This window comes from Pseudomonas sp. 22085 (assembly GCF_052045815.1).
GTDB lineage: Bacteria > Pseudomonadota > Gammaproteobacteria > Pseudomonadales > Pseudomonadaceae > Aquipseudomonas > Aquipseudomonas glycinae.
Window position 1 is genome coordinate 13,723 of sequence record NZ_JBQEQA010000009.1, and the last position, 20,493, is coordinate 34,215.

At 57.6% G+C, this 20,493-nt stretch carries 21 protein-coding genes and 2 pseudogenes; 7 read left to right on the forward strand and 16 right to left on the reverse strand.

What is annotated here, in order from left to right; all coding sequences use genetic code 11:
* Positions 1-4: 4 nt before the first annotated feature.
* Both ACTJK7_RS12840 and ACTJK7_RS12845 read right to left on the reverse strand, forming a co-directional pair.
* The gene (locus tag ACTJK7_RS12840; RefSeq protein WP_440780821.1) at positions 5-1,471 is read right to left on the reverse strand and encodes an MFS transporter; all 1,467 of its coding nucleotides are present in this window, start codon (positions 1,469-1,471) and stop codon (positions 5-7) included.
* A complete protein-coding gene (locus tag ACTJK7_RS12845) occupies positions 1,471-2,595 on the reverse strand; it encodes an HlyD family secretion protein (protein ID WP_108561601.1) in 1,125 nt (374 codons plus the stop codon). Before ACTJK7_RS12845 ends, ACTJK7_RS12840 begins: the two co-directional genes overlap by 1 nt.
* Before the next feature lie 223 nt (positions 2,596-2,818).
* Here ACTJK7_RS12845 and ACTJK7_RS12850 point away from each other — a divergent pair, with 223 nt between their 5' ends.
* Positions 2,819-3,442: a TetR/AcrR family transcriptional regulator gene (locus ACTJK7_RS12850; protein ID WP_085747415.1), complete on the forward strand. Its 624-nt coding sequence runs from the start codon at positions 2,819-2,821 to the stop codon at positions 3,440-3,442.
* Positions 3,439-3,951 carry a G/U mismatch-specific DNA glycosylase gene (mug, locus tag ACTJK7_RS12855; protein WP_108561603.1) on the forward strand — a complete coding sequence of 171 codons (513 nt, stop codon included), beginning with the start codon at positions 3,439-3,441 and terminating at the stop codon, positions 3,949-3,951. Before ACTJK7_RS12850 ends, mug begins: the two co-directional genes overlap by 4 nt.
* Positions 3,952-3,960: 9 nt before the next feature.
* Here mug and ACTJK7_RS12860 read toward each other — a convergent pair.
* Positions 3,961-4,092, reverse strand: a pseudogene (locus tag ACTJK7_RS12860) (c-type cytochrome); the annotation flags it as partial.
* A gap of 350 nt (positions 4,093-4,442) precedes the next feature.
* Here ACTJK7_RS12860 and ACTJK7_RS12865 point away from each other — a divergent pair.
* Positions 4,443-4,964, forward strand: coding sequence for an AidA/PixA family protein (locus ACTJK7_RS12865; protein ID WP_011333846.1), 522 nt, complete (start codon positions 4,443-4,445; stop codon positions 4,962-4,964).
* A 150-nt stretch (positions 4,965-5,114) separates the two neighbouring features.
* Here ACTJK7_RS12865 and ACTJK7_RS12870 read toward each other — a convergent pair whose 3' ends face one another.
* Together ACTJK7_RS12870 and ACTJK7_RS12875 are read right to left on the reverse strand one after the other, a co-directional pair.
* On the reverse strand, positions 5,115-5,474 hold the full coding sequence (locus tag ACTJK7_RS12870; RefSeq protein WP_039773181.1) for a DUF6124 family protein: 360 nt from the start codon (positions 5,472-5,474) through the stop codon (positions 5,115-5,117).
* Positions 5,475-6,014: 540 nt separating this feature from the next.
* Positions 6,015-6,233: a hypothetical protein gene (locus ACTJK7_RS12875; protein ID WP_011333849.1), complete on the reverse strand. Its 219-nt coding sequence runs from the start codon at positions 6,231-6,233 to the stop codon at positions 6,015-6,017.
* 156 nt (positions 6,234-6,389) lie between these two features.
* Here ACTJK7_RS12875 and ACTJK7_RS12880 point away from each other — a divergent pair, with 156 nt between their 5' ends.
* A complete protein-coding gene (locus tag ACTJK7_RS12880) occupies positions 6,390-6,953 on the forward strand; it encodes a hypothetical protein (protein ID WP_440780818.1) in 564 nt (187 codons plus the stop codon).
* Between the two features lie 315 nt (positions 6,954-7,268).
* Here ACTJK7_RS12880 and ACTJK7_RS12885 read toward each other — a convergent pair whose 3' ends face one another.
* From ACTJK7_RS12885 to ACTJK7_RS12920, 8 genes are all read right to left on the reverse strand, one after another.
* Complete coding sequence (locus ACTJK7_RS12885; protein WP_440780816.1) at positions 7,269-8,693, reverse strand: response regulator; 1,425 nt, start codon at positions 8,691-8,693, stop codon at positions 7,269-7,271.
* Entirely contained in the window at positions 8,675-9,562 is an 888-nt protein-coding gene (locus tag ACTJK7_RS12890; RefSeq protein WP_440780814.1) for an ATP-binding protein, read from the reverse strand. The genes ACTJK7_RS12885 and ACTJK7_RS12890 overlap by 19 nt, the downstream gene beginning before the upstream one ends.
* 1 nt (position 9,563) lies before the next feature.
* A complete protein-coding gene (locus ACTJK7_RS12895) occupies positions 9,564-11,405 on the reverse strand; it encodes an AAA family ATPase (RefSeq protein WP_440780812.1) in 1,842 nt (613 codons plus the stop codon).
* Between the two features lie 283 nt (positions 11,406-11,688).
* A complete protein-coding gene (gene phnE / locus ACTJK7_RS12900) occupies positions 11,689-12,456 on the reverse strand; it encodes a phosphonate ABC transporter, permease protein PhnE (protein ID WP_440780810.1) in 768 nt (255 codons plus the stop codon).
* Positions 12,453-13,280, reverse strand: a complete 828-nt coding sequence (locus ACTJK7_RS12905) for a PhnE/PtxC family ABC transporter permease (RefSeq protein ID WP_440780808.1) — start codon at positions 13,278-13,280, stop codon at positions 12,453-12,455. The genes phnE and ACTJK7_RS12905 overlap by 4 nt, the downstream gene beginning before the upstream one ends.
* Entirely contained in the window at positions 13,274-14,071 is a 798-nt protein-coding gene (locus ACTJK7_RS12910; protein ID WP_440780806.1) for a phosphonate ABC transporter ATP-binding protein, read from the reverse strand. The genes ACTJK7_RS12905 and ACTJK7_RS12910 overlap by 7 nt, the downstream gene beginning before the upstream one ends.
* The gene (locus tag ACTJK7_RS12915; RefSeq protein WP_102718319.1) at positions 14,068-14,922 is read right to left on the reverse strand and encodes a putative selenate ABC transporter substrate-binding protein; all 855 of its coding nucleotides are present in this window, start codon (positions 14,920-14,922) and stop codon (positions 14,068-14,070) included. The genes ACTJK7_RS12910 and ACTJK7_RS12915 overlap by 4 nt, the downstream gene beginning before the upstream one ends.
* A 247-nt stretch (positions 14,923-15,169) precedes the next feature.
* Positions 15,170-16,066: a LysR substrate-binding domain-containing protein gene (locus ACTJK7_RS12920; protein WP_440780804.1), complete on the reverse strand. Its 897-nt coding sequence runs from the start codon at positions 16,064-16,066 to the stop codon at positions 15,170-15,172.
* A gap of 164 nt (positions 16,067-16,230) precedes the next feature.
* On the opposite strand from ACTJK7_RS12920, the gene ACTJK7_RS12925 reads away from it, so the two are divergent.
* Complete coding sequence (locus ACTJK7_RS12925; protein ID WP_085611803.1) at positions 16,231-16,980, forward strand: SDR family NAD(P)-dependent oxidoreductase; 750 nt, start codon at positions 16,231-16,233, stop codon at positions 16,978-16,980.
* 1 nt (position 16,981) lies between these two features.
* Here ACTJK7_RS12925 and ACTJK7_RS12930 read toward each other — a convergent pair whose 3' ends face one another.
* The gene (locus ACTJK7_RS12930) at positions 16,982-17,653 is read right to left on the reverse strand and encodes a paraquat-inducible protein A (protein ID WP_108561626.1); all 672 of its coding nucleotides are present in this window, start codon (positions 17,651-17,653) and stop codon (positions 16,982-16,984) included.
* Positions 17,650-18,246, reverse strand: a complete 597-nt coding sequence (locus tag ACTJK7_RS12935) for a paraquat-inducible protein A (protein ID WP_064381883.1) — start codon at positions 18,244-18,246, stop codon at positions 17,650-17,652. Before ACTJK7_RS12935 ends, ACTJK7_RS12930 begins: the two co-directional genes overlap by 4 nt.
* A 157-nt stretch (positions 18,247-18,403) precedes the next feature.
* Here ACTJK7_RS12935 and ACTJK7_RS12940 point away from each other — a divergent pair.
* Together ACTJK7_RS12940 and ACTJK7_RS12945 are read left to right on the forward strand one after the other, a co-directional pair.
* Positions 18,404-18,595, forward strand: a pseudogene (locus ACTJK7_RS12940) (hypothetical protein); the annotation flags it as partial.
* Between the two features lie 254 nt (positions 18,596-18,849).
* Positions 18,850-19,275, forward strand: a complete 426-nt coding sequence (locus tag ACTJK7_RS12945) for a cupin domain-containing protein (protein ID WP_108561628.1) — start codon at positions 18,850-18,852, stop codon at positions 19,273-19,275.
* Positions 19,276-19,339: 64 nt separating this feature from the next.
* Here ACTJK7_RS12945 and ACTJK7_RS12950 read toward each other — a convergent pair whose 3' ends face one another.
* Complete coding sequence (locus tag ACTJK7_RS12950) at positions 19,340-20,455, reverse strand: alkene reductase (RefSeq protein ID WP_108561630.1); 1,116 nt, start codon at positions 20,453-20,455, stop codon at positions 19,340-19,342.
* Positions 20,456-20,493 lie beyond the last annotated feature (38 nt).

Here is a 20,493-nt window from a genome sequence, read left to right on the forward strand (position 1 = left end):
GTCATCAGTTGGCCGCAACAGGTTTGCGCAGGAACATCACCAGCGGACTCACCACGAGCATCGCCAGCATCAGAATCTTGAATTGGCCCATCACCGCGACGAACGCCGCTTGGTGGGTGACCAAATGGTTGAGGCCTTCGAGCGCCGGCAAGGAGGTCGGCAGGGCCACGCGATAAGGCGTCAGCTGACTGACCAGCGCCGAGTGCATCGCCTGGGTGTTGTTGAAGAAAAAGATCTGCACCACGGCCACGCCGAGGGTGCTGCCGTAAACCCGCATCAGGTTGAAGAAACCGGTGGCTTCCGGGCGCAATTTCGGGTCGATGGTGCTGAATGCGGTCTTGCTCAGCGCCGGCATCAGGATGCCCAGACCTACGCCCTGGATGAACCCGGTGACGGCCACGGGCGTCCAGTCCATCAGCGGCGAATAACCCAGCATCAGCCAGTTGGCGTATACCACCAGCGCGATGCCGGCGGCGACGAACAGCCGCGCGTCGATCCACATCGGCGCGCGCATCATCAACAGAAACGCACCCACCAGACCGATGCCGCGCGGAACAGTCAGCAACCCGGTGGTGTCCGGCGGATAGCCGAGGATTTCATCGAGCATCGGCGAGGTCAGGGCCATGGTCGACAGCAGCACAAACCCCAGGGCGAAGAACATCACCGTCGACAGCATGAAGTTGCGGTCGCCGAACAAGCCCTTGCTGAGAAAGTGCGCCTTGCGGGTCAGCGCATGGACGACGAACAGGTACAGGCCGAGGGCGCTGGCCAGCGCTTCGATCCAGATTTCCGGCGAGTCGAACCAGTCCAGCCGTTCGCCGCGATCGAGCAACATCTGCAGGCCGATCATGCCGACGGTGAAGCTGGTGAAACCGAAAAAATCGAACGTCGGACGCGGGTCTGCTTTCTTCTCGGCGAGCAGCAACGTCACCACCATCAGGATGTACGCGGTCAGCGGCAGGCTGAGGTAGAACATCGGGCGCCAGTCGAAGTACTCGCAGATCAAGCCGCCGATGCTCGGGCCGCTGACGATGCCGAACAGCACCAGCGCCGTCCATTTCGGGCCGAAGGCTGGGCGCTTTGCTGCTGGCAATGTCTCCAGGGCGATGGCCATCGACCACGGCGCAATCACGCCGCTGGCCAGACCTTGCAGGATGCGTGCGCCGATGAACTCCAGCGGTGTGCCGGCCAACGTGCCGAGCCACAGACCGAGGGCGAACAGCACCAGTGCCGTCTGGTAAACCCGCTTCAACCCAAAGCGTCCGGCGAGCCATTGCGCGACCGGCATCGTGATCGCGCTCGCGGCCAGATAAGACGTGAAAATCCACCCGGCCTGATCGTCGGTCATCGACAGACTGCCCTGAATCAAGCGCAGCGCGGCGTTCGGCAACGGCAGGTTGGCTGACTGCATATAGGTGGCGAGCAGGGCGACAAACCGCAGTGCCCGCGCATCGGCTGCTGAGCTGTTCATCACGAATTACCCGCAGACAACAACGACTTGAGCGGCTGCCACCAGGGCGAGCGATGCCCGGTGTCGACTTCGACCGTGGCGCTGGTGCCGGAAAACAGCGGCAGGGCTGGGTCGCTATCGTCCAGTTCCAGACGCACCGGCACCCGCTGCACCACCTTCACCCAGTTGCCGGTGGCGTTTTCCGGCGGCAGCAGGGCGAAGTCGGCACCGGCGCCGGGGCTCATGCTGATCACGTGCGCCTTGAGCGGGCGATCCGGGTAGGTATCGAGGGTGACGGTCGCGGTCTGACCGGGGCGCATGTGCGTCAACTGGGTCTCGCGAAAGTTGGCCTCGACCCAGATTTCCCGGTCGGAAATCAGCGCAAACGCCGGTGCGCCGTTGTTGACGTAGTTGCCCACCTGCAAATCATCGACCTTGGCGACGATGCCGTCGTCCGGCGCCGTCACCGTGGCGTAGGACAGATACAACTGCGCTTCATCGAGCTGAGCCTTGGCTTCGCGCACGGTCGGGTGATTGTCTAGGGCGATGTCCGGGTTACCGTTCAACGCGACGACGGTGTTGGCAATCTGTTGCTCGATGGACGCGATGCGTTGGCGCGAGACTTTCAGGTCGGTTTCGGCGCGCTCGTACAGGGCCTTCGACACGAACTCGGTGGCGATCAAGGCTTTCTTGCGGGCGAACTCCTTCTGGTCGTATTCCGCCGAGGCTTTCGCCGATTGCAGCTCGGCTTGCTGCTGGCGATAACTGGCCTTGAGCCCGTCGATGCGCAGGCGTGCGTTGGCCAAATGCGCTTCCGCCCGGTCGACGGCGATCTGCAACGGCTTGGGATCGATGCGAAACAGCACCTGGCCTTTGTGCACGGGCTGGTTGTCGTCGACAGCGATCTCGACCACTTGCCCGGAAATCCGCGCGTTGATCGAGGCCTTGGCCACACGGGCATAGGCGTTATCAGTGGAGACGAAGGGCTCGTTGGCCACGTACTGGCCGTAGCCAATCGCGGCGAGAAGCGCGGGGACGCCCCACATCAAGACCGGGCGCAGTCTCTGCTTGAGCGGTATTTTCGGCGGCGCGTCGACGGGGTGCGCGCGGGCTTGTTCTGCGGTGAGATCTAATGGCTGATTCATGAACGGCTCTCTCCAAAGTGCTGGGCGGCGTTGAATGCGGTGCGTCATCAAGTCAGTGCGCGGTGCAGGAGGGGTGCTCTGTTGCCGCTGTTTCGTCGTCGCCAGCCTCGGTTCGAGCGCTGTTACAACAAACCTGTCGATCAAGGAATTTCTGATTCCTTAATTTTGTGCGATGGTGTAAGAATATGAGCGACTTCATTTCCCCGCAAGGAATTTGTACGACATGGCACAAAATAAACCGACAGAAGGAAAAGGCCGTGGCCGTCCACGGGCCTATGACCCGCAAACCGCGCTGCAACAGGCGCTGGGCGTGTTCTGGAACACCGGCTATTCCGGCGCTTCACTGGACAGCATCGCCAGCGCCGCCGGCATGAACCGCCCCAGTCTGTACGCCGCGTTCGGCGACAAACACGCGCTCTACATCAAGGCCCTCGACCAATATTGGGCTACCGCCCACGCCGCCATGCAGGCCGCGCTGAACGACAGCAGCCTGACCCTGGAACAGGCCCTGACCGGTTTCTACGAAGGGCAACTGGCGATCTATTTTTCCGGCGACGGCCAGCCACGCGGCTGCTTTGCCATCGGCACTGCGACCACCGAAGCGGTCGAGGACCCGGAAATCCGCAACGTGCTGTCCCAGCGCTTGAGCCAGCTCGATGCCGATCTCGAAGCTCGTCTACAACGGGCGATCGAGTCCGGCGAACTGAACGGTGATGTGGACGCAGCCGCGCGGGCCATGCTCGCGTCATCGCTGCTGCACAGCATCTCGATCCGCGCCCGTGCCGGTAAATCCCGCGAAGAACTGGCCGGGCAGGCGCGCGACGCGGTGAAGGTGATCTGCGGTTGAACGGGCTTGAGGACATCCTCACGCAAGGCCTGTCCGTGGTGTTCTGCGGAATCAATCCGGGAATGGTGGCGGCAGAGCAGGGCCATCACTTCGCCGGGCGCAGCAACCGCTTCTGGCGCACGTTGCATCTGGCCGGCTTCACGCCCCACGAAGTGCGCCCGGAAGACGACCGCTCGATCCTGCAATTCCACTGCGGCCTGACCGCCGTGGTCGAGCGGCCGACGGCGAGGGCGGATCAACTGTCGGCAGAGGAATTCACCGCAGCCGCCATCAGCTTCGAACGCAAGATCGCCCGCTACGCGCCGCGCTTCGTGGCGTTTCTCGGCAAGGCTGCGTATGCCGGGTTATCCGGCAAGAAGTCGATTGAATGGGGGCTGCAAGCGGACACGTTCGGCGGCGCTAAAGTCTGGATTCTGCCAAACCCCAGCGGGCGCAATCTGGCGTTCAATCAGGCGCAACTGGTGACGGCGTATCACCAGCTTCAGCGGGTGTCGAGCGCCAGCACATAAGCGCCCGGTGCCTTTGATATCGGCTCCATGGCACACGGTGCATTGCTGTGAATAGAGGGCTTTTCCATTGGCCGCATCGGCGAGGGATAGCGCTGTTTGGGTGAGGGCAAAGAAGCCTGACATGGCCCCCCGTGTCGGCATCCAGTTGCCACCAGTCCATCAAAAATGACCCGCAGCAGGATCGCTTGCCGCTCCACAAAAGGCCGGGTGTAGCTGATTCGCCGTTAATGCCAACACCGGCTGTGCGCCTTCGCCAACAGTTACCGCCAGTGAACAGCTCAAAATCCATCAGAGATCAACTCGCACAGAACCAAATCAAAACCTTGGTTGCGTCGCGCAGTGCTCCCGTTTTTCCGCGTCAAGGAATCGCGGTTTGACACTATTAGGCCATCTCCTATCGTTCTCCGCAGACCGCATCCATGGACCGGATGAGCCGGACAGCCTTCGCGGGCGCGGTCGCTTATGCGATTCCAAAAACAAGGAGCCTCAAAATGTCCAGTGCTACCCAAACCATTGACGTGCTAGTCAATGTCGATGCCGATTACCTGCTTGCCCATCCCAACGACGTAGGCGGCGCGATCTCCATGCTGGTGACGCGCGACGCCGTCGACCCCAATGCCAGTGGCAACACCGGCGAAGGCGGCGACGAGTTGTGGATCGACGTCAAACCCGGCGACAACATTCGCTGGCGCGCCACCACGCTGTCGCGCAACTTCGACCGCATCGCCCTGATCAAAAACGTCCAGAGCGGCGACCCCCACCAGGGCGGCGATTACAAAGGCACCATGTCGACACCGCTCACCTACAACATTCCCGGCGTAGTGCCTTACCTGAACAAGGCTGCCAACGGCGGAATCTCCAAAACCGATGTGATCTATTCCATGTGGCAAGCCACGGCCGAGAATCCGGGCAAACTCTGGTACCAGATCACCTTCGTCCTGCTCGACCGCGACCTGAACCAACTCGGCCCGCAACACACCTGGGACCCTTACATCACCGTCAATAACCAGTAACTGAAACGCAAACAGCCCGGCCCGGCATCCTTCGTCAGTGACGAGGGTGTCGGGCCGGGCTGTTTACATTCCACATCTTCTGAGCCAGATATTTCCAGCGGCAAAAACGGACGCAACAACTCCCGCTGGAGACAAGCTTTCGACGACTGCTTACGCGACTTCGACGTGATCCAGCGCCTGATTCACCGCCAGCTCGGCAATCATCACGATTTGCGTAATACCGATCGCCGTCTTGCGATGCGAGGGATCGAGCGTGGCCGCGAAATTGCTCAGCATCTCACTGGCCGCACCGAGGTTTTCGCTGGCGTTGGCCAGCAGGCATTCGGTATTGAATTTCGGATTGGCCAGGTACATCCGCTCGGGCTCGTTCAAGGACGACATGATCCCGGCGGCGGGGAAGAGGTAGTGATCCAGCGCACGCTCGGCGGCGTCGTGGAGTTTTTTGGAGTTTGGGGATTCGTAGGGGGAGGTGGGGTCGGTTTCGGGTGGGTTGGGTGTTGGTTTGATCATGGTGAAACTCCTTGTGTCGTCATCAGGAGCCATCACCCACACGCTACCAAACGTTGGGTGGTGGCCATACGCAGGTTGGTAGACCGGGACACAAGGAGACCGGCGCGCCCGAAGACGCCCTGTGCATGGCCACCATAAAACCGGAGCGATTGACCGCCGCGATGGTGTGCTCTGCATCTTGTGTTTGTCTCGGGCTACCAAACCCGATCACTGTTTTTCAGTGACCCGGAAACGATAAAACCCGCGGTGTAGACACACAAGCCGGCGGATTCTGGCGTAGTCGTAGGCAATGACGCAAGGCGTTGTAGCCTTGGGGAAGTTACGGTGGGTTGCTTTAAACGGGCTTGTTTAAGCGCTCAAAAGTGAGGGCTTATTTCCTGAAAACAGTCCCGTCCCTCATCGGCTGAAAGGAAAGGGCGAAGCTATTTAGAGGTCGGAGAAGGCGGGGGGCGTGCGAGTAGTTCGCAGCAGAGAGAAGCGCTTGGCACGGAACCAAGCGCTCAGGGTAGGGCGGGGCACTTGCGGCCCCGCCCCAATGTTTCAGTTTTTGCTGGCGTTCAGCTTGCGCAGTTCTTCGTACGTCGCCGACTGGACGAACCAGAAGCCGGAAATGATGCACCAGCACAGGGTGCCGGCCACGAAGATACCCAGCGCCGGCAAGAACCCGCTGGTGAAAATCGCGACGATAGCGACCAGCCAGATGAATGCCAGGGAGAGATAGAGGACGGTGTTGTTGACGCTGATGACGAAGTCTTTCACGGGGCGTATTCCTTGCAGTATGAAAAAAAATCCCCACTCCGGGGCGTGCACATGCTATCACATTGCCTTCACGGATCAAGAAAGGGGGGTGAAGTACTCATTGAATGAAAAAATCCCCTTTTTCTCTATTCGCTTAGACCAACTTAGGATTTCAAGATGCAAACAACACGTACAAGAGTAGTTGCATGGTCGCGTGAGGATCTTATATGCGCAGCAATGACCATGATGAAGATCGCCGGTTGGTCATTGGCTCTCGTATGGGCCGTATATCTGGCTCGTTTTACGTCAGTTCTTGGCCCAATACATACTTTTATATTTGGTACAGAAACTCCCGAGCAGATCTTAAACGCCAAGGCAGCATGGGGGCAATTTGGTGATTTTGTCGGAGGTACACTAAATCCGATGGTAAGCTTGCTTGCTTTGGTGGGCTTAGTGTTCACTATCTTGCTTCAGCAAGAGGCGATGATGCTTTCAAAAAAAGATTCGGTAATTAGCAAAAAAGCGCTTTTCAATCAGACGCGGCTGTCCCTCGAAACCGCCAGATTACAATCCTTGGTTGCCGCTCTTGAAGTGGTTTCGGAAATGCATCGGCAAGCATTGGAGATCAAGAGTGTTTCGTCGATAGAACTTCTAAGGCGAAAGGAAGCAATCGCCAGCCAGATTCTTGAAATTAATGAAAGCCTCACAAGGGAAGTTCAGGCTGAAAAATACACTGAATAAATTAATGCTTCAGATGAAGGGCCGGCTGTGTATTTTTTTAGTTACTATTTTAATGATCTAATGGTTAGTCTGGTCAAAACCTAAAAATGTTGAAGAGGATGGGGCTGTATTATTTTTTAAAGTAAATTTGTCTACTTTTTCTAAGTCCCATTTTCTCGCTTTTGCTAAGTCAGCCTTGCGACTAAAAGTACACCCGTTTGAAGGGCGGAAAATTCAGGTGCTATAGCTTACGCCGGTTGCTTCAGAGAACCATATTCGATGAGGGTTTTATTTCTTCATTAAAAATAATGAAGATTTGTTCGTTTGCATGTAAATTTATGCCGAGTCGTAGAGTCGCTTAACCCCTGCCAGTAATTGATTAACCCTCAAAGCATTGCAGTCCGGGTATTTCAACTGGCGCACTAAATACCCATATGCTACTGCTGCGCGCTCGCGCTTGCCCGCAGCCACACTTTCAGACCACTCCCTGCAAGCGGCAAAAAACTCTTCCGCAGGGCAGTTGGTTGTAGAAAACTCCGACTGTCCCCATAGCAGCGACTCTTCTTCGTTCGGCCAATCGCTATTTTTAAACGGGCCAGCTGGATGAAAGAATGTGCTTAGTTCGAATGTCACAGGATCTCTACAGAGAGCACCTTCTTCTATGTCGCCGTAATCGATTAAAACGGGGATTCCGTTATCGGAAAGCAAAATATTCATCCCATGCAAATCACCATGCACGCAGCCCCATTTAACGAGAACAGGGTTCTGCTCAAATCTTTCCACCCAATCGTGAGTTATTAAGCTTCGAATTTCTGCGTAATGCTCGTCACTTATGAAGCTGCGTCTTATGCTTTGAATTGAAACGCGTTTTTGTGTTGCTGCATCCGCCCAGCGATGAAGGCAACCAATTATTGCTTTTATTACTTTTTCAGCGCCATTTTCAACAATCGAAAATCCAGTAAGCTCAGAGGCTGATGCAAGGCTGTAAAATACTCCGGATGTATCTTTTGCACCATGCTTCAAGACAGCAACTTTTCTAGGTGTCGCACTCGGCTCCAGTCTTGAAATATATTTGTCGTGCCGCTCTACTTCATCTTGGATATGATCAATCGAGCCGATTTTTGCAATCGAGTCGTGAATTTTTACTCCGCTACCATCTCTAACAAGAAGCTTTAATACTAATGCTCCGGACAAACCCCCATTAAGATTTCGCACATCACAAAAAACGCCGCCAACTGATGCCGTGAATATTCGTACCAAACGTGCCGCACGCAAATCTAAGTCGCTCGATGAATTAATCTCAACATCGCATACCGCGTCACACGCCGTAATATAGGGGGTGATCAGTGCATCAAGATTATTTACTCGGTGCTTTGGCTGAAATCCAATTAGGGATAGCGTTTTGCCTTGGCCCCATATATCAACTTGATGGTTTAGCGCCATCATCTCCGGTAAGAACTGCTCTGCTGATGACCCAGTCAACATGAAGACGGGAGTGCCAGGAGCAACTGTTCTGGCCAAATCTAACAAGTCTTTACCATGCTGAGGATCACTATCTAACGATTCGTTCGCGGTTGGCAGTTTTAAATCCAAGAAAACTAAGTCAAAGAAACAATTTTTCAAAAGCTCAGCTGCTGCCTCGGCGTGAGCTGCAACGGTAAAAACTGGCTCTCGACATAGCGAGGAAACCCTTCTCTTGATTTCAGCAACAAAATCTGGTTCGTCTTCAATTATAAGTATATTCAATTCATTAAGCTCCATCTTAGCTCATATGCAGCTCCATCTGCTCCCGAGTTTCGGAGCTCGACGGTGCCATGCAGAGTTTCAATTGCTTGACGTGCTATACCCAACCCGAAGCCAAGATGTCCAGACTTTGTAGATTCACCAAGTACAAACGATCTTGATGAATTACTTGGTAGACCTGGGCCGTTGTCTATAATAGTGATCCAGTTGTCGATGTCTGTTTGGCCCCAACTGACAATAATCATTGGTTCTCGGTTTTCGGAACTGACAGAAATAGCAGCCTCAATAGCATTCTTAATGCCGTTGCAAAGAGCCAACGCCAGAAGCCCCCTATCACAGAATATCAACAGCGGTTTTGAGCCGACATAGGAAGCTTCAATACCGCGCCCATCTCGCTCTAACTCAACTAGGTCTCGAATAAAAGCGGCGAGATCCATTTCTACCGGCTTAGGCGTCGAAGTAGCTTTTTTCAACTCTTCAATACCATCAAATGTATCTTGGAGCTGCTCCACTCTGCGCTTAGAGTTAGAGTTCTCATAATTTGGTATGTCATGAGATACTTCACTTGCAAGAAGCCCGAGCTTTGAACCGATTTCGTGCAAAAGTAGTCCTGCAACCCATTCGATGGCGTCAGCCCTTATGCGCTCCCTAACGTCGGCACTTACGATATTGTCATCAACTACCGGTGTAGCTGGCAGCTGGATATGAAGGCCGGATACAATCCTGTCAATACGTTTTTTGACATATAAGTCCGTCTCGGTAGTTTGGAGCTTAAGTAAAAAAGCTATATCCGACGGTAGAGCGAATTGCTCTAGGGCTCGCAAAGCGCGAAACCGAGCATGCGAGTTACCGATAGTCAACGCCTGGATAGCTTCTTCACGGTTCATGTTAAGAGTTGCCGCTATAGAACGTTGCACGTTTTGAGAAGGCTTCTGCTCCACCTTCCATAACTGTACTTATAGCCGAAACGATATCTCGCTCATGTAAAGAACCCGATGAGATTCTAAATCCGCGGCGGCCATCGGAGCCTAGATGTAGCACCATATCGGCATTCCCGAGTACTGGGATGTTGGGGTTGTGGGTAGAAAAAATTATCTGGCCTTGCCCGCCCCGAGAAACTATTACTTTAATCAACGTCTTGGCGATGAATGCGTTATCTATATGATCCTCAGGTTGGTCGACGATCAACATTCGATTCATATGGGACAGTATTAGAGGCAGGACTACGGTGCATCGCTGTCCGGTTGAAAGGTCGGATATATCCTTGTAATCTGTGCCATCGAGAAGTTGAAGGGATACTTCATCTTCGATATTAATTGTACAGATATCTCCTAAGTCACACCCTTTGAGATGAGATAGGAGGCGCGCCGCTCTTTCAACAGTAATATTCGCTGCGTCTGATATCGTATGCGCATCAAAATCATCCACGGCTTCCAAAAGTGCTCTTGGGCTTAAATTGTTTGCAAGCGATTCTGCGACTTCGGCATACCTGAGGCCGCTCCCTCTTAAGGATTCAGAGATTGAGGCCGCAAATTTTTTTACTTGTCCATTTCTGAAAACGGACACGCGTATGCTTGGGCCAACAAGTTTATTTAACGACTCAGTCGCTTCATATCTTGCCTTGTATCTTGAGGATCGTATTTCATCCAGCTCATCTAGAGCAGCGGCTCTTTTGTCAATTAGTTCCTGCATGAATACTTTTCGCTGCCCTAAATATGTCGTTATCGAATCTAGTTTCGCAATCTGCTCTCTTAATTCTTGCCCCTTTCTTAGCACAGCTCCTGACCCAGCTTGAATTCCTTCTATTTCGACCCTGAGCTGCCTTGCGAAATCTTCTTGAACAACTTTGTCACCAGTGTATTTTTTTACAATCTCATCTAGTTCGTGATATATCGCGATAACTTGAGACAGCTCCCCAGTTAGGCGTTCTTTTATGCCTTGTATCCGCTGATTTATAGAAATAAGGCTTGGTGTGATTTTCGTTGCAAAATTAGGATCAATCTCCGCGGGCAAGCCAAAGTCGATTCCTTTTTTTACTTCGTGGCTCCATCCTGCAACGCTATCTTTAAGTCGGCTTACATGCTGCAGTATTACACTAATTCCTGATATTTCATTGGATCGTTGAGCAAGAAGCTGGGTTTTAGCTTTCAAGTCCAGAGAGGTTTTTGAGACATCTTGCTCTGCCTGCGCTGTTTTAGTTAATTCCTCATGCAGTATTGGTAGAGCCTTACGAGCTTGTTCTAGGTCATCTATTTCTTTACGGCAAGCTTCTATCTGTCGTGTCAGGCGGCTGCACTCTATGATTACATCTTTTTCAACTATTTCTGAATCTTGTTTGGTTTTTACGAAACCATCAATAAGCCGCAATCGCCCAGCTGCTTCTAAACCTACAGTTTCTATTTCAGTTTGAGAAAATATTACCGGTTTTCGATATGTAGAGGTGGCTCTAGGAGCTTCGTCAGTAGCTGTGCGGCTAACTAAAATCGTTTTATCACTATCGATTAAGGTAACTGTGACTTGGCCAGATCCAAGTATAGACAGGGCATGGTCTTTGCTGCGTCGGGTTGTTTCAGTTGTTGTGCTGGTGACATCTAGGCAAAAGCGAATTAACTCGATAAGTGATGTTTTTCCAGTCCCTCTTGAGCCAATTATCGCATTCAATCCCGAAGTGAAAGTGACATCCAATCCATCGAGAAAACCCTCGTCGACTTGTACGCGCTGTATATACATTTAAAGTCCAATCCTTAGTTTTTTCAGTTTGCCACGCAGTCCTTCAGCGATACCGCAGGCATGCTATTTAGAGAATTAATCGGGGGGCACACACCCTAAAAACGAGGTGCGATTCGAAAATAAAAAGAAATTTTCTTCAAAAGCGGAAAGGCATATACGTGTCATCGTGTTATTTAGAAAAGACATAGGGTATGAACCTACTTCGCTGTCAATTTACCTAAGGAATACAAAGCGATTGAAGATTCCCATGGCCGATTACTAACCTGTGGACGGGCAATCCAATCTAAACCTTGACCCACCTCTGCCGCCCCCAACCACTCAACCAATCCACCCCCCACACCAAAATCAGCATAGCCAATATCACCGTCCCCGCCTGCGCCTCCTGAAACAAACTCAAGCTCACATACAACATCTGCCCCAGCCCCCCAGCCCCGACAAACCCCAGCACGCTGGCCATCCGGATATTGTTCTCCCACCGATACAAACAATACGCCAGCAACTGCGGCGCCAGGTTCGGCAGCGTGCCGTAGCAGAACGCCGTCACCGGATCCCCCCCCTGCAACCGGATCGCATCCGCCGGCTCCGGCGGTGTGTTCTCCAGCGCTTCAGCAAACAACCGCCCCAACACGCCCGTGGTGTGCAGGGCCAGGGCGAGTGTCCCGGCATTCGGCCCAAGCCCAGCCGCCAGCACCATCAACGCAGCCCACACCAATTCGGGAATCGCGCGCAGGGCGTTGAGCAGCAGGCGCGCAGCACTCTGAAAAAACCAGCCAAATCGGCCAGCAGCGGGGAGCGCCAATAACAGGCCCAGCACAGCGGCGAGCAGGGTGCCGAGGGCCGACATGGCGAGGGTTTCCATCGACCCACGCAGAATTGCGTTCAGGTAGTCAGCGCTAAGGTCCGGGCTGAGAAAGCGCGCCACATACAAACCCATCTGTTTCAGGCTGGTAGCGCTGCCGAGTTCTTCAAGATCAAGGCCCAGGTAGGCAAATGAGGCAATGACGGCCGCGACAATGGCGAGAATCAGCACCAAATTGATCAGGCGTTTCATGCCAGCCTCCAGCGCAGCAGGCGGCTGAGTTGGTCGGCGCCGAGGACGAGGAGGAGGAAGGTCAGGAGCATGCTGGCGACTTCGCCGCCGGCGAACATGCGGATCGACAGGTCGATCTGTTGGCCGAGGCCGCCGGCGCCGACGAAGCCCATGACCACCGAGGCGCGGATGGCGCATTCCCAGCGGTAGACGGTGTAGGAGAGCAGTTCCGCCGCGACGTTGGGCAGTACGCCGTAGGCGAAGCTGGCGAGGCGGCCGCTGCCGGCCTGGAGCAGGGCGTGGGCCGGGCGTTGGTCGGTGGATTCGTAGATTTCGGCGTAGACCTTGCCGAGCATGCCGCTGTAGGTGATGGCGATGGCCAGCACGCCCGCCGCCGGGCCGAGGCCGACGGCGCGCACGAACAGCAGGGCCCAGACGATTTCCGGCACGCTGCGCAGGAAGATCAGCAGCCCGCGCACCGGCCAGCGCAGCAGGCGGCCCAACAGGCTCGGGCGGCCGCTGCGGGAGGCGGCGGTCAGCGACAGGGCGCGGCTGGCGAGCAGGCTGGCCGGTACGGCCAACAGCAGCGCCAGGGCCATGCCGGCGGTGGCGATGGCCAGGGTTTGCAGGGTGGCTTTGAGCAGTAATTGCAGAAACTCGCGATCATGGGCCGGTGGCCAGAACATCGACACGAAGCGGCCCATTTCGCTCCGGCTGTCGGCATGAAACAGCACGCCCAGATCCAGTTCACTGAGCTGAATGCCGGGCCACAGCAAGGCAATCGCCAGTACGGTCAGCAGCAACCGGGGCAGCGCGGCGGGGTCGCGGGTGTCGGCGCTCAGCATCGCGGAATCTGCACAACCAGCGGCGTGACGGCGGGCGCCGGGGATTGCAGTTGTTCGTTGGCGTAGAGGGTGTCGAGCATGTCACGGCTGACCTGCGCGGACGGGCAGTCGAACAGGATTTGCCCCTCGCGCAGGCCGACGATGCGCGGGAAGTGCGACAGCGCCAGTTCCACCGCGTGCAGGCTCGCCACCAGCGTGACGTTGTGCTCCCGGGCATGGCGCGACAGGATCGACAGCGTGTGCCCGGCCAGCACCGGGTCCATCGCCGAGACCGGCTCATCCGCCAGCAACACCTCCGGCGCCTGATACAGCACGCGGGCAATGCCGACCCGCTGCAATTGCCCGCCGGACAGTTGCTGGCATTGGCTGAAGAGTTTGTCGGCCAGATCCAGTTTTGCCAGGGCGGCGCGGGCGCCGGGCACGTCGAGCGGATGCAGCAGGTTGATCAGGCTTTTGCCCAGGCTCCATTGGCCGAGTTTGCCGGCCAGCACCGCCGTCACCACTCGTTGCCGGGGCGGTAGCGGTGGCGCCTGATGCACCAGACCGATGCGCGCACGCAGGCGTTGCCGTTGGCGGGCGGACAAGTGCCAGGCGCGCTCGCCCAGCACTTCGATGTCGCCGCTGCTGGGCCGAATGGCGGTCGCCAGCATATTCAGCAGGCTGGATTTGCCGGCACCGGACGGGCCGATGATCGCCACCTGCTCGCCGGCCTCGATCTGTAAATCCACGCCGCGCAAGGCCTCCACGCCATTGGTGTGGTGCAGAAAAGCCTGTTTGAGGCGCAGCGTCATTTCAGCAAGTCGGCGGCGCGGGCGGCTTCCTCGATGCCTTTGTAATTGTCCGGGCTGGTTTCGATGAAGCGACTGGCGGCTTGCAGGTCGAGGATTTTCTTGTGCTCGGGGTTGGCCGGGTCGAGGTCAAGGAAGGCTTTTTTGATCTTCGCCGCCAGAGCCGGGTCGAGGGTGCCGCGCACGGTCCAGTTGTAATCGAAGTAGGCCGGGGTGGTGGCGAAAACCTTGACCTTGTTGGTGTCGACCTTGCCGGCGTCCACCAGTTTTTGCCAGACGCTGGCGTTCAGCACACCGGCGTCGACCTTGCCGGCCTGCACCCAGGCGACGGTGGCGTCGTGGGCGCCGGAGTAACCGACGCGGCTGAAATAGCTTTCCGGTTTGATGCCGTCCTTGAGCATGAAATAGCGCGGCATCAGGCTGCCGGAGGTGGACGACACGGAGCCGAAGGCGAAGGTCTTGCCCTTGAGGTCGGCAAGGCTTTTGACGTTCGGGTCGGCGGTGATGAATTTGCTGGTGAACTGCGCGTCTTGTTCGCGCTGCACCAGCGGAATGACCTTTGGATCACTTTTCAACTGCGCCTGGACGAAAGTGAAGCCACCGAGCCAGGCCAGATCGAGACGGTTGGTGGCCAATGCTTCGACCACTGCCGGGTAGTCGGCCACCGGCACAAACTCGACTTTCATGTTCAGTTGCTTCTCCAGATAAGACCCCAGCGGCTCGAACTTGCGCAGCAGTTCGGTCGGGGCTTCATCGGGAATCGCGCTGACCTTCAACACCTCAGCGGCTTGCGCCAGCACGGCGGACAGGGACAGGGCCAGACCAGCGGTCAGTGCCAGGGTTCGCTTGAGCATGGAATTCTCCGATTCGTGGGCATCAAGATCAGTGCGCCGACGATGGGCAGTTATCGTCGGGTGCAACGTCAGGTTAGACGAAACGGCGCGTCTTGCCGGTAGGAATGAAGGTGTCTGGACCGACGCTATCGCGGGCAAGCCCGCTCCCACAAGGACGGCGCAAACCCTGTGGGAGCGGGCTTGGTCCGGGCGGCGATCCGACGATGGCGTCAGCATGAACAAACCCGTTCCCGGGCGGATCCGAGGCTTAATCAACCTGCGCAAACCGCTCCACCAGCCAATCAATGAACACCCGCACCCGATTGCTCAAGTGCCGGTTCGGCGGATACAGCACATGAAACGGATACGCTGGCGGACGCCACTCTTCGAGGATCGGCACCAGTTCGCCGCGCTCGATGGCGGTCCTGACCGTGTAGCTGAAGGTGTGGATGATCCCCAGCCCGGCGAGGCCGGCCGCCAGGTGTGCGTTGCTCTCGTTGACGCTGATCAGGCCTTTGCCTTCGATCTGATGGCGTTCGCCGTTGCGCTGGAAGTTCGACGGCAGGATGCGCCCGGTGGAGGCCGAGCGGTAGGCGATCAGCTGATGGCTGGCCAGGTCGAGCGGGTGGCTCGGAGTGCCGTGGCGTTGCAGATAGCTGGGCGTGGCGCAGGTGGTCCAGGACACTTCGCCGAGGCGGCGCACGGCCAGGGTTTGTTCGGTCAGCTGGCCGCCGCGAATCACGCAGTCCACCCGTTCACTGATCAGGTCCACCGGGCGGTCGCTGACGCCCAGATCAACCTGGATGTCCGGGTAGCGTTCGAAGAACTTCGGCAGTTCGGGAATCACCAGCATCGTTGCGGTCGAGCCGCCGATGTCCACGCGAATCCTGCCGCGCGGAAGGCCCTGAGCCTGGCTGAAACCCTGATCGATATCGTCCAGTTGATGCAGCAGTTGTTGGGTCAACTGGTAATAGGAAGCGCCGTCGGCGGTGACGGTGAGGCGGCGGGTGGTGCGTTGCAGCAGGCGTACGCCGAGGTGGTTTTCCAGTTGGCCGATCAGTTTGCTGACCGTGGTTTTCGGCAGGTTCAGCGAGTCGGCGGCTTTGGTGAAAGAACCGCTTTCCACGACGCGGGCGAAGGTGCGGATCGCCATTAACTGATTCATCGATTCGGGCTCAGTGGATTGGACACGGCTGAGTATTGTGCATGTCTGTGCACAAACAAAACCGATTTGGCGGATTTTTCAATTCAATCGATCGGCCTAAAGTCGCTTCCAACGGCTCACCTACGACCCGTCACCAACCTCGAAAAGGTTACTGGAGATTCATCATGAGCAACAGACTTGAAGGCAAAATCGCACTGATCACTGGCGGCACCACCGGCATCGGCCTGGCCTCGGCGCAGGAATTCGTCGCCCAGGGCGCCACCGTATTCATCACCGGCCGTCGTCAGGCCGAGCTGGACAAAGCGGTCGCCGCCATCGGCCCACGGGCCATCGGCATCCAGGGCGATGTGGCGAAGCTGGAGGATCTGGATCGCATCTACAGCGAGATTTCCGCCAAGGCCGGGCACCTCGACATCCTGTTCGCCAACGCCGGTGGCGGGGACATGCTGCCGCTGGGCGCGATCACCGAAGAGCACTTCGACCGGATTTTCGACGCCAACGTGAAGGGCACGCTGTTTACCGTGCAGAAGGCCTTGCCGCTGCTGCGCGATGGCGCCTCGATTCTGCTGACCTCGTCGACCACCTCGGTGCAGGGCACGGAGAACTTCAGCGTCTACAGCGCGAGTAAAGCGGCGGTGCGCAACTTCGCCCGGTCGTGGTTGCTGGACTTGAAACCACGGCGCATCCGCGTCAACGCCATCAGCCCCGGCCCGGTGCGCACGCCAGGTCTGGCAGGGCTGGTGCCGGCGGAACACACCCAGGGGCTGTTCGATCAACTGGCGTCTATCGTGCCGATCGGGCGTCTGGGCGAGCCGAGCGAGATTGCCAAGGCTGCGCTGTTTCTGGCCTCGGATGACAGCAGCTTCGTCAACGGCATCGAGTTGTTCGTTGACGGCGGTACTGCGCAGATCTGATTTAAGTCGCTTGATGCCCCGGCACTTGTTCAGTCGAGTGCCGGGGTTTTTCCGTTTCTTCGTCCGGCGCGTTGTCCCAGATCAGGCGCGGGTCGAAACTCATGGCGGAGAGCATGGTGAACACGACCACCAGGCCGAAAAACAGAATCCCTACGCGCGGCTCGATATCCCCCAGCGCCTGGAATTTCACCAGCGCCGCCACCAGCGCAACCACCAGCACATCGAGCATCGACCAATAGCCGATCAGCTCGACGAAGCGGTACAGCTTCGAACGCTCCTTGCGCGCCCAATGGCTGTCCCGTTGCACGGTGACCAGCAGCAAGGTCAGCGCGACGAATTTCACCCCCGGCACAGCGATGCTGGCGATGAAGATGATCAGGGCGATGTCCCACGCACCGTGTTCCCAGAACTCCAGCACGCCGCTCATGATGGTGCTGTCGGCGCCGCTGCCGAGCAGGGTGGTGTTCATCACCGGCAGCAGATTGGCCGGCACGTAAAACGCCAGCGCGGCGAACATGTAGGCCCAGGTGCGGGTCAGCGAGTTGGTTTTGCGCCGGTGCAGCGGTGCGTCGCAGCGCGGGCATTGGTGTGGCTCGTCGGTCATGTCGCAGGCCAGCCCGCAGCTGTGGCACAGGCAGAGGTTGAGTTCGCTGGCAGTCGGTGGTCGTTTCATAGGATGTCCCACAGTTCGCGCACATCGCGCCCGGCGATGCGGATCAGCAACAGGCTGAGCACGGCCAAGGCAAACAGGCCGATGCCGGGAATCACGTCGAGCATGCCCGCCAGTTTGAACACCGCCACCATCGCGCCAAGCAAACACACTTCGAGCATGCTCCACGGCCGCAGCGTTTCCAGCCAGCGCATGCACAGCTTGAACCCCGGCGAACGGCGCGAGGCGAGGGCGAAGCTCAAGACCCAGATCAACAGAACCAACTGAAAGGCCGGGGCGATGATGATCGAGATCGCCGCGACCATTGCCATGAAGGTAATCGGCCCCTGACTCAGGGCCAGCACTGAATCCCACAGGGTCGCGCTGTTCTTCAGGCCCTTCATGCTGATGCTCATCACCGGGTAGAAATTGGCGAACAGCCACAGCATTGCCGCGGTGAAACTCAGGGCCAGCCGCTGCTCCACGCTCAGGTTGTTGTAGCGCTGGAGCACGCCACCGCAGCGCACGCAGAGGGTCTTCTGGTGTCTGGCCAGCGCGACTTTTTCGTACACGCAGTCGCAATGCTCGCAGATGATCAGTTGATCGGTGCTGGCCATGGGGCGCTCGACGGGAGGAGGGCATGAACCCCTTCACTATAGAAGCGCTGGGGCATTCGGCAACCGGAGCGCCATTCGTCCAATGCCGGGCACTAACCCGCACGCGCTTGTTTCACACGTTCAGGTACCCCTATCCCGCAGCAGAACGGAGAACCCCATGGACATTGATGAAAATGCACCCGGCAACCTGTCACAACAGGCCGTGACGCGTACCACCGACAACGAAACCGGCCATGATCCGCGCAAAGACGAGTCGCCAGTCCCCTTGCCGCCGGACGACGAAGCGCCACTGGAAGAAGACATGAGCGATGTGGCGGCCAACAATTCGGTGGGTTCTGAGCATCCGCAGGACGGCAACGGCTCGGGAAGCGCCGACGCCGATCCGCAGAGCAGCGCCAAGGATGATGAAGACAAAGAAGCGCGTGGCCTGCCGGCGAGCGATCCGGAGTCGGGCGCCTGACTGCAAGCCCGTTTGTATGAACGTGTATCCATTCCAGCGCCGTATACAGTCGGGTAACAAACCCCGTCATCAGGACACATCCCGCATACAGGCCTCGCCCAAAGTAGGTGCCAACACACCACGACTTCCAAGAGGACAACACCATGCGCCGCACACTTCTGATGACCGCTGCCGCCGTACTCGTTTCGATGACCGGCCTCGCCCACGCGGCTGACACCCCATCCGCCGCCCCGGCGAAGAACTGGCAACAAGGCCTGAGCCGTACCGATCTGGTTCGTCAGGACCTGGGTGCTGCGGATCGCGAGGTGATCCAGGCTCGCGTCGATTTCGAACCGGGCGTCACGTCGCCCAACCACGCGCATCCGGGTGTGGAAGTGGCTTACGTGATCAGCGGCACGTTCGAATACCGACTGGAAGGCCAGGCACCGGTGACGCTCAAGGCGGGTGATTCGCTGTTCATCCCGGCGGGGGTGGCGCATATCGCCAAGAACGTCGGCAACGAGAAGGGCTCGGAACTGGCGACTTACATTGTGAAGAAGGGCGAGCCGCTGCTGATTCTCAAGCAGTAACGGTCGCTGAAACGAACAGGCCTGCCGGTATGGCAGGCCTTTTTTGTGTCCGCTGTTCAGCGTATCAGTGGGCGTAAACCGGGTAGTCGGTGTAGCCACGTTGATCGCCGCCAAAGAACGTGCTCGGGTCCGGTGCGTTGAGCGTCAGGCCTTCGCGGATTCGCCGGGGCAAATCAGGGTTGGCCAGGAACGGTCGGCCAAACGCGATAATGTCGGCGCGACCGTCGGCCAGCGCCCGATCCGCCGACTCGGGGTCGTAGCCGCCGGCGATCATCAGCACGCCACCCCACGCATCACGCAACTGAGCGATGATGGCGTCCCAGCGCGGGTCGAAATTTTCGTCCTTGACGGTGCCGACCACGGCCGGCTCGACCAGGTGCAGGTAGGCCAGCTTCCAGCGGTTCAACGAGCGCACGATGTAGCCGAATGTGGCCTCCGGCGATTCATCGCCCATGCCCATGAAACGGCCCATCGGGGTCAGGCGCACGCCGACACGGTCGGCACCGACTTCGTCGACCACGGCCGCCACCACTTCGAGTAACAGGCGCGCACGATTTTCCAGGGTGCCGCCATAACCGTCAGTGCGCTGGTTGCTGTTGCTGTTGATGAACTGGTCCAGCAGATAGCCGTTGCCGGCGTGAATTTCCACGCCGTCCATCCCGGCCTTCAGCGCATTGCGTGCGGCGCGGCGGTAGTCGTTGATGATGTCGGCGATCTCCGACGTTTGCAGTGCGCGCGGCACCGGCACGTCGCCCCAGACACCGTTGCCCTCGTCGTCGACGATGAAGGTCTTGCCCGGCACAGGCAATGCGCTAGGCGCCACCGGCAGTGCGTTGTCCGGTTGAAAGCTTGGGTGCGATACGCGGCCCACATGCCAGAGCTGCATGAAGATCAAGCCGCCGGCCTCATGTACCTGGCGGCTGACTTCGCGCCAGGCTTGCACTTGTTCATCGTTGTAGATGCCAGGCGTCCACGCATAACCCTGACCCTGACGGGAAATCTGCGTGGCCTCGGTGATGATCAGCGCGGCGCTCGCCCGCTGGCGGTAGTACTCGGCGTTCATGGACGTCGGGATGTCGCCTGGTTGGCCGGCACGGGAGCGGGTTAACGGCGCCATCGCCACCCGGTGGGGAAGTGTGTAGGGGCCGAGGGCAATGGGGCGGAACAGTTGTTGTGTCATGGGGGTTCTCCAGTCTTCGAAAAAGGTCGGTGGACGGT

What these genes read in the sequence shown, in the direction of transcription:
- ACTJK7_RS12925 (WP_085611803.1), top strand. Translation starts at nt 16,231, where the DNA reads ATGAGCAACAGACTTGAAGGCAAAATCGCACTGATCACTGGCGGCACC.
- ACTJK7_RS12935 (WP_064381883.1), bottom strand. Translation starts at nt 18,246, where the DNA reads ATGGCCAGCACCGATCAACTGATCATCTGCGAGCATTGCGACTGCGTG.
- ACTJK7_RS12865 (WP_011333846.1), top strand. Translation starts at nt 4,443, where the DNA reads ATGTCCAGTGCTACCCAAACCATTGACGTGCTAGTCAATGTCGATGCC.
- ACTJK7_RS12850 (WP_085747415.1), top strand. Translation starts at nt 2,819, where the DNA reads ATGGCACAAAATAAACCGACAGAAGGAAAAGGCCGTGGCCGTCCACGG.
- ACTJK7_RS12845 (WP_108561601.1), bottom strand. Translation starts at nt 2,595, where the DNA reads ATGAATCAGCCATTAGATCTCACCGCAGAACAAGCCCGCGCGCACCCC.
- ACTJK7_RS12920 (WP_440780804.1), bottom strand. Translation starts at nt 16,066, where the DNA reads ATGAATCAGTTAATGGCGATCCGCACCTTCGCCCGCGTCGTGGAAAGC.
- ACTJK7_RS12885 (WP_440780816.1), bottom strand. Translation starts at nt 8,693, where the DNA reads ATGGAGCTTAATGAATTGAATATACTTATAATTGAAGACGAACCAGAT.
- ACTJK7_RS12950 (WP_108561630.1), bottom strand. Translation starts at nt 20,455, where the DNA reads ATGACACAACAACTGTTCCGCCCCATTGCCCTCGGCCCCTACACACTT.
- ACTJK7_RS12915 (WP_102718319.1), bottom strand. Translation starts at nt 14,922, where the DNA reads ATGCTCAAGCGAACCCTGGCACTGACCGCTGGTCTGGCCCTGTCCCTG.
- ACTJK7_RS12910 (WP_440780806.1), bottom strand. Translation starts at nt 14,071, where the DNA reads ATGACGCTGCGCCTCAAACAGGCTTTTCTGCACCACACCAATGGCGTG.
- ACTJK7_RS12930 (WP_108561626.1), bottom strand. Translation starts at nt 17,653, where the DNA reads ATGAAACGACCACCGACTGCCAGCGAACTCAACCTCTGCCTGTGCCAC.
- ACTJK7_RS12945 (WP_108561628.1), top strand. Translation starts at nt 18,850, where the DNA reads ATGCGCCGCACACTTCTGATGACCGCTGCCGCCGTACTCGTTTCGATG.
- ACTJK7_RS12890 (WP_440780814.1), bottom strand. Translation starts at nt 9,562, where the DNA reads ATGAACCGTGAAGAAGCTATCCAGGCGTTGACTATCGGTAACTCGCAT.
- ACTJK7_RS12895 (WP_440780812.1), bottom strand. Translation starts at nt 11,405, where the DNA reads ATGTATATACAGCGCGTACAAGTCGACGAGGGTTTTCTCGATGGATTG.
- ACTJK7_RS12880 (WP_440780818.1), top strand. Translation starts at nt 6,390, where the DNA reads ATGCAAACAACACGTACAAGAGTAGTTGCATGGTCGCGTGAGGATCTT.
- ACTJK7_RS12840 (WP_440780821.1), bottom strand. Translation starts at nt 1,471, where the DNA reads ATGAACAGCTCAGCAGCCGATGCGCGGGCACTGCGGTTTGTCGCCCTG.
- ACTJK7_RS12905 (WP_440780808.1), bottom strand. Translation starts at nt 13,280, where the DNA reads ATGCTGAGCGCCGACACCCGCGACCCCGCCGCGCTGCCCCGGTTGCTG.
- ACTJK7_RS12870 (WP_039773181.1), bottom strand. Translation starts at nt 5,474, where the DNA reads ATGATCAAACCAACACCCAACCCACCCGAAACCGACCCCACCTCCCCC.
- phnE (WP_440780810.1), bottom strand. Translation starts at nt 12,456, where the DNA reads ATGAAACGCCTGATCAATTTGGTGCTGATTCTCGCCATTGTCGCGGCC.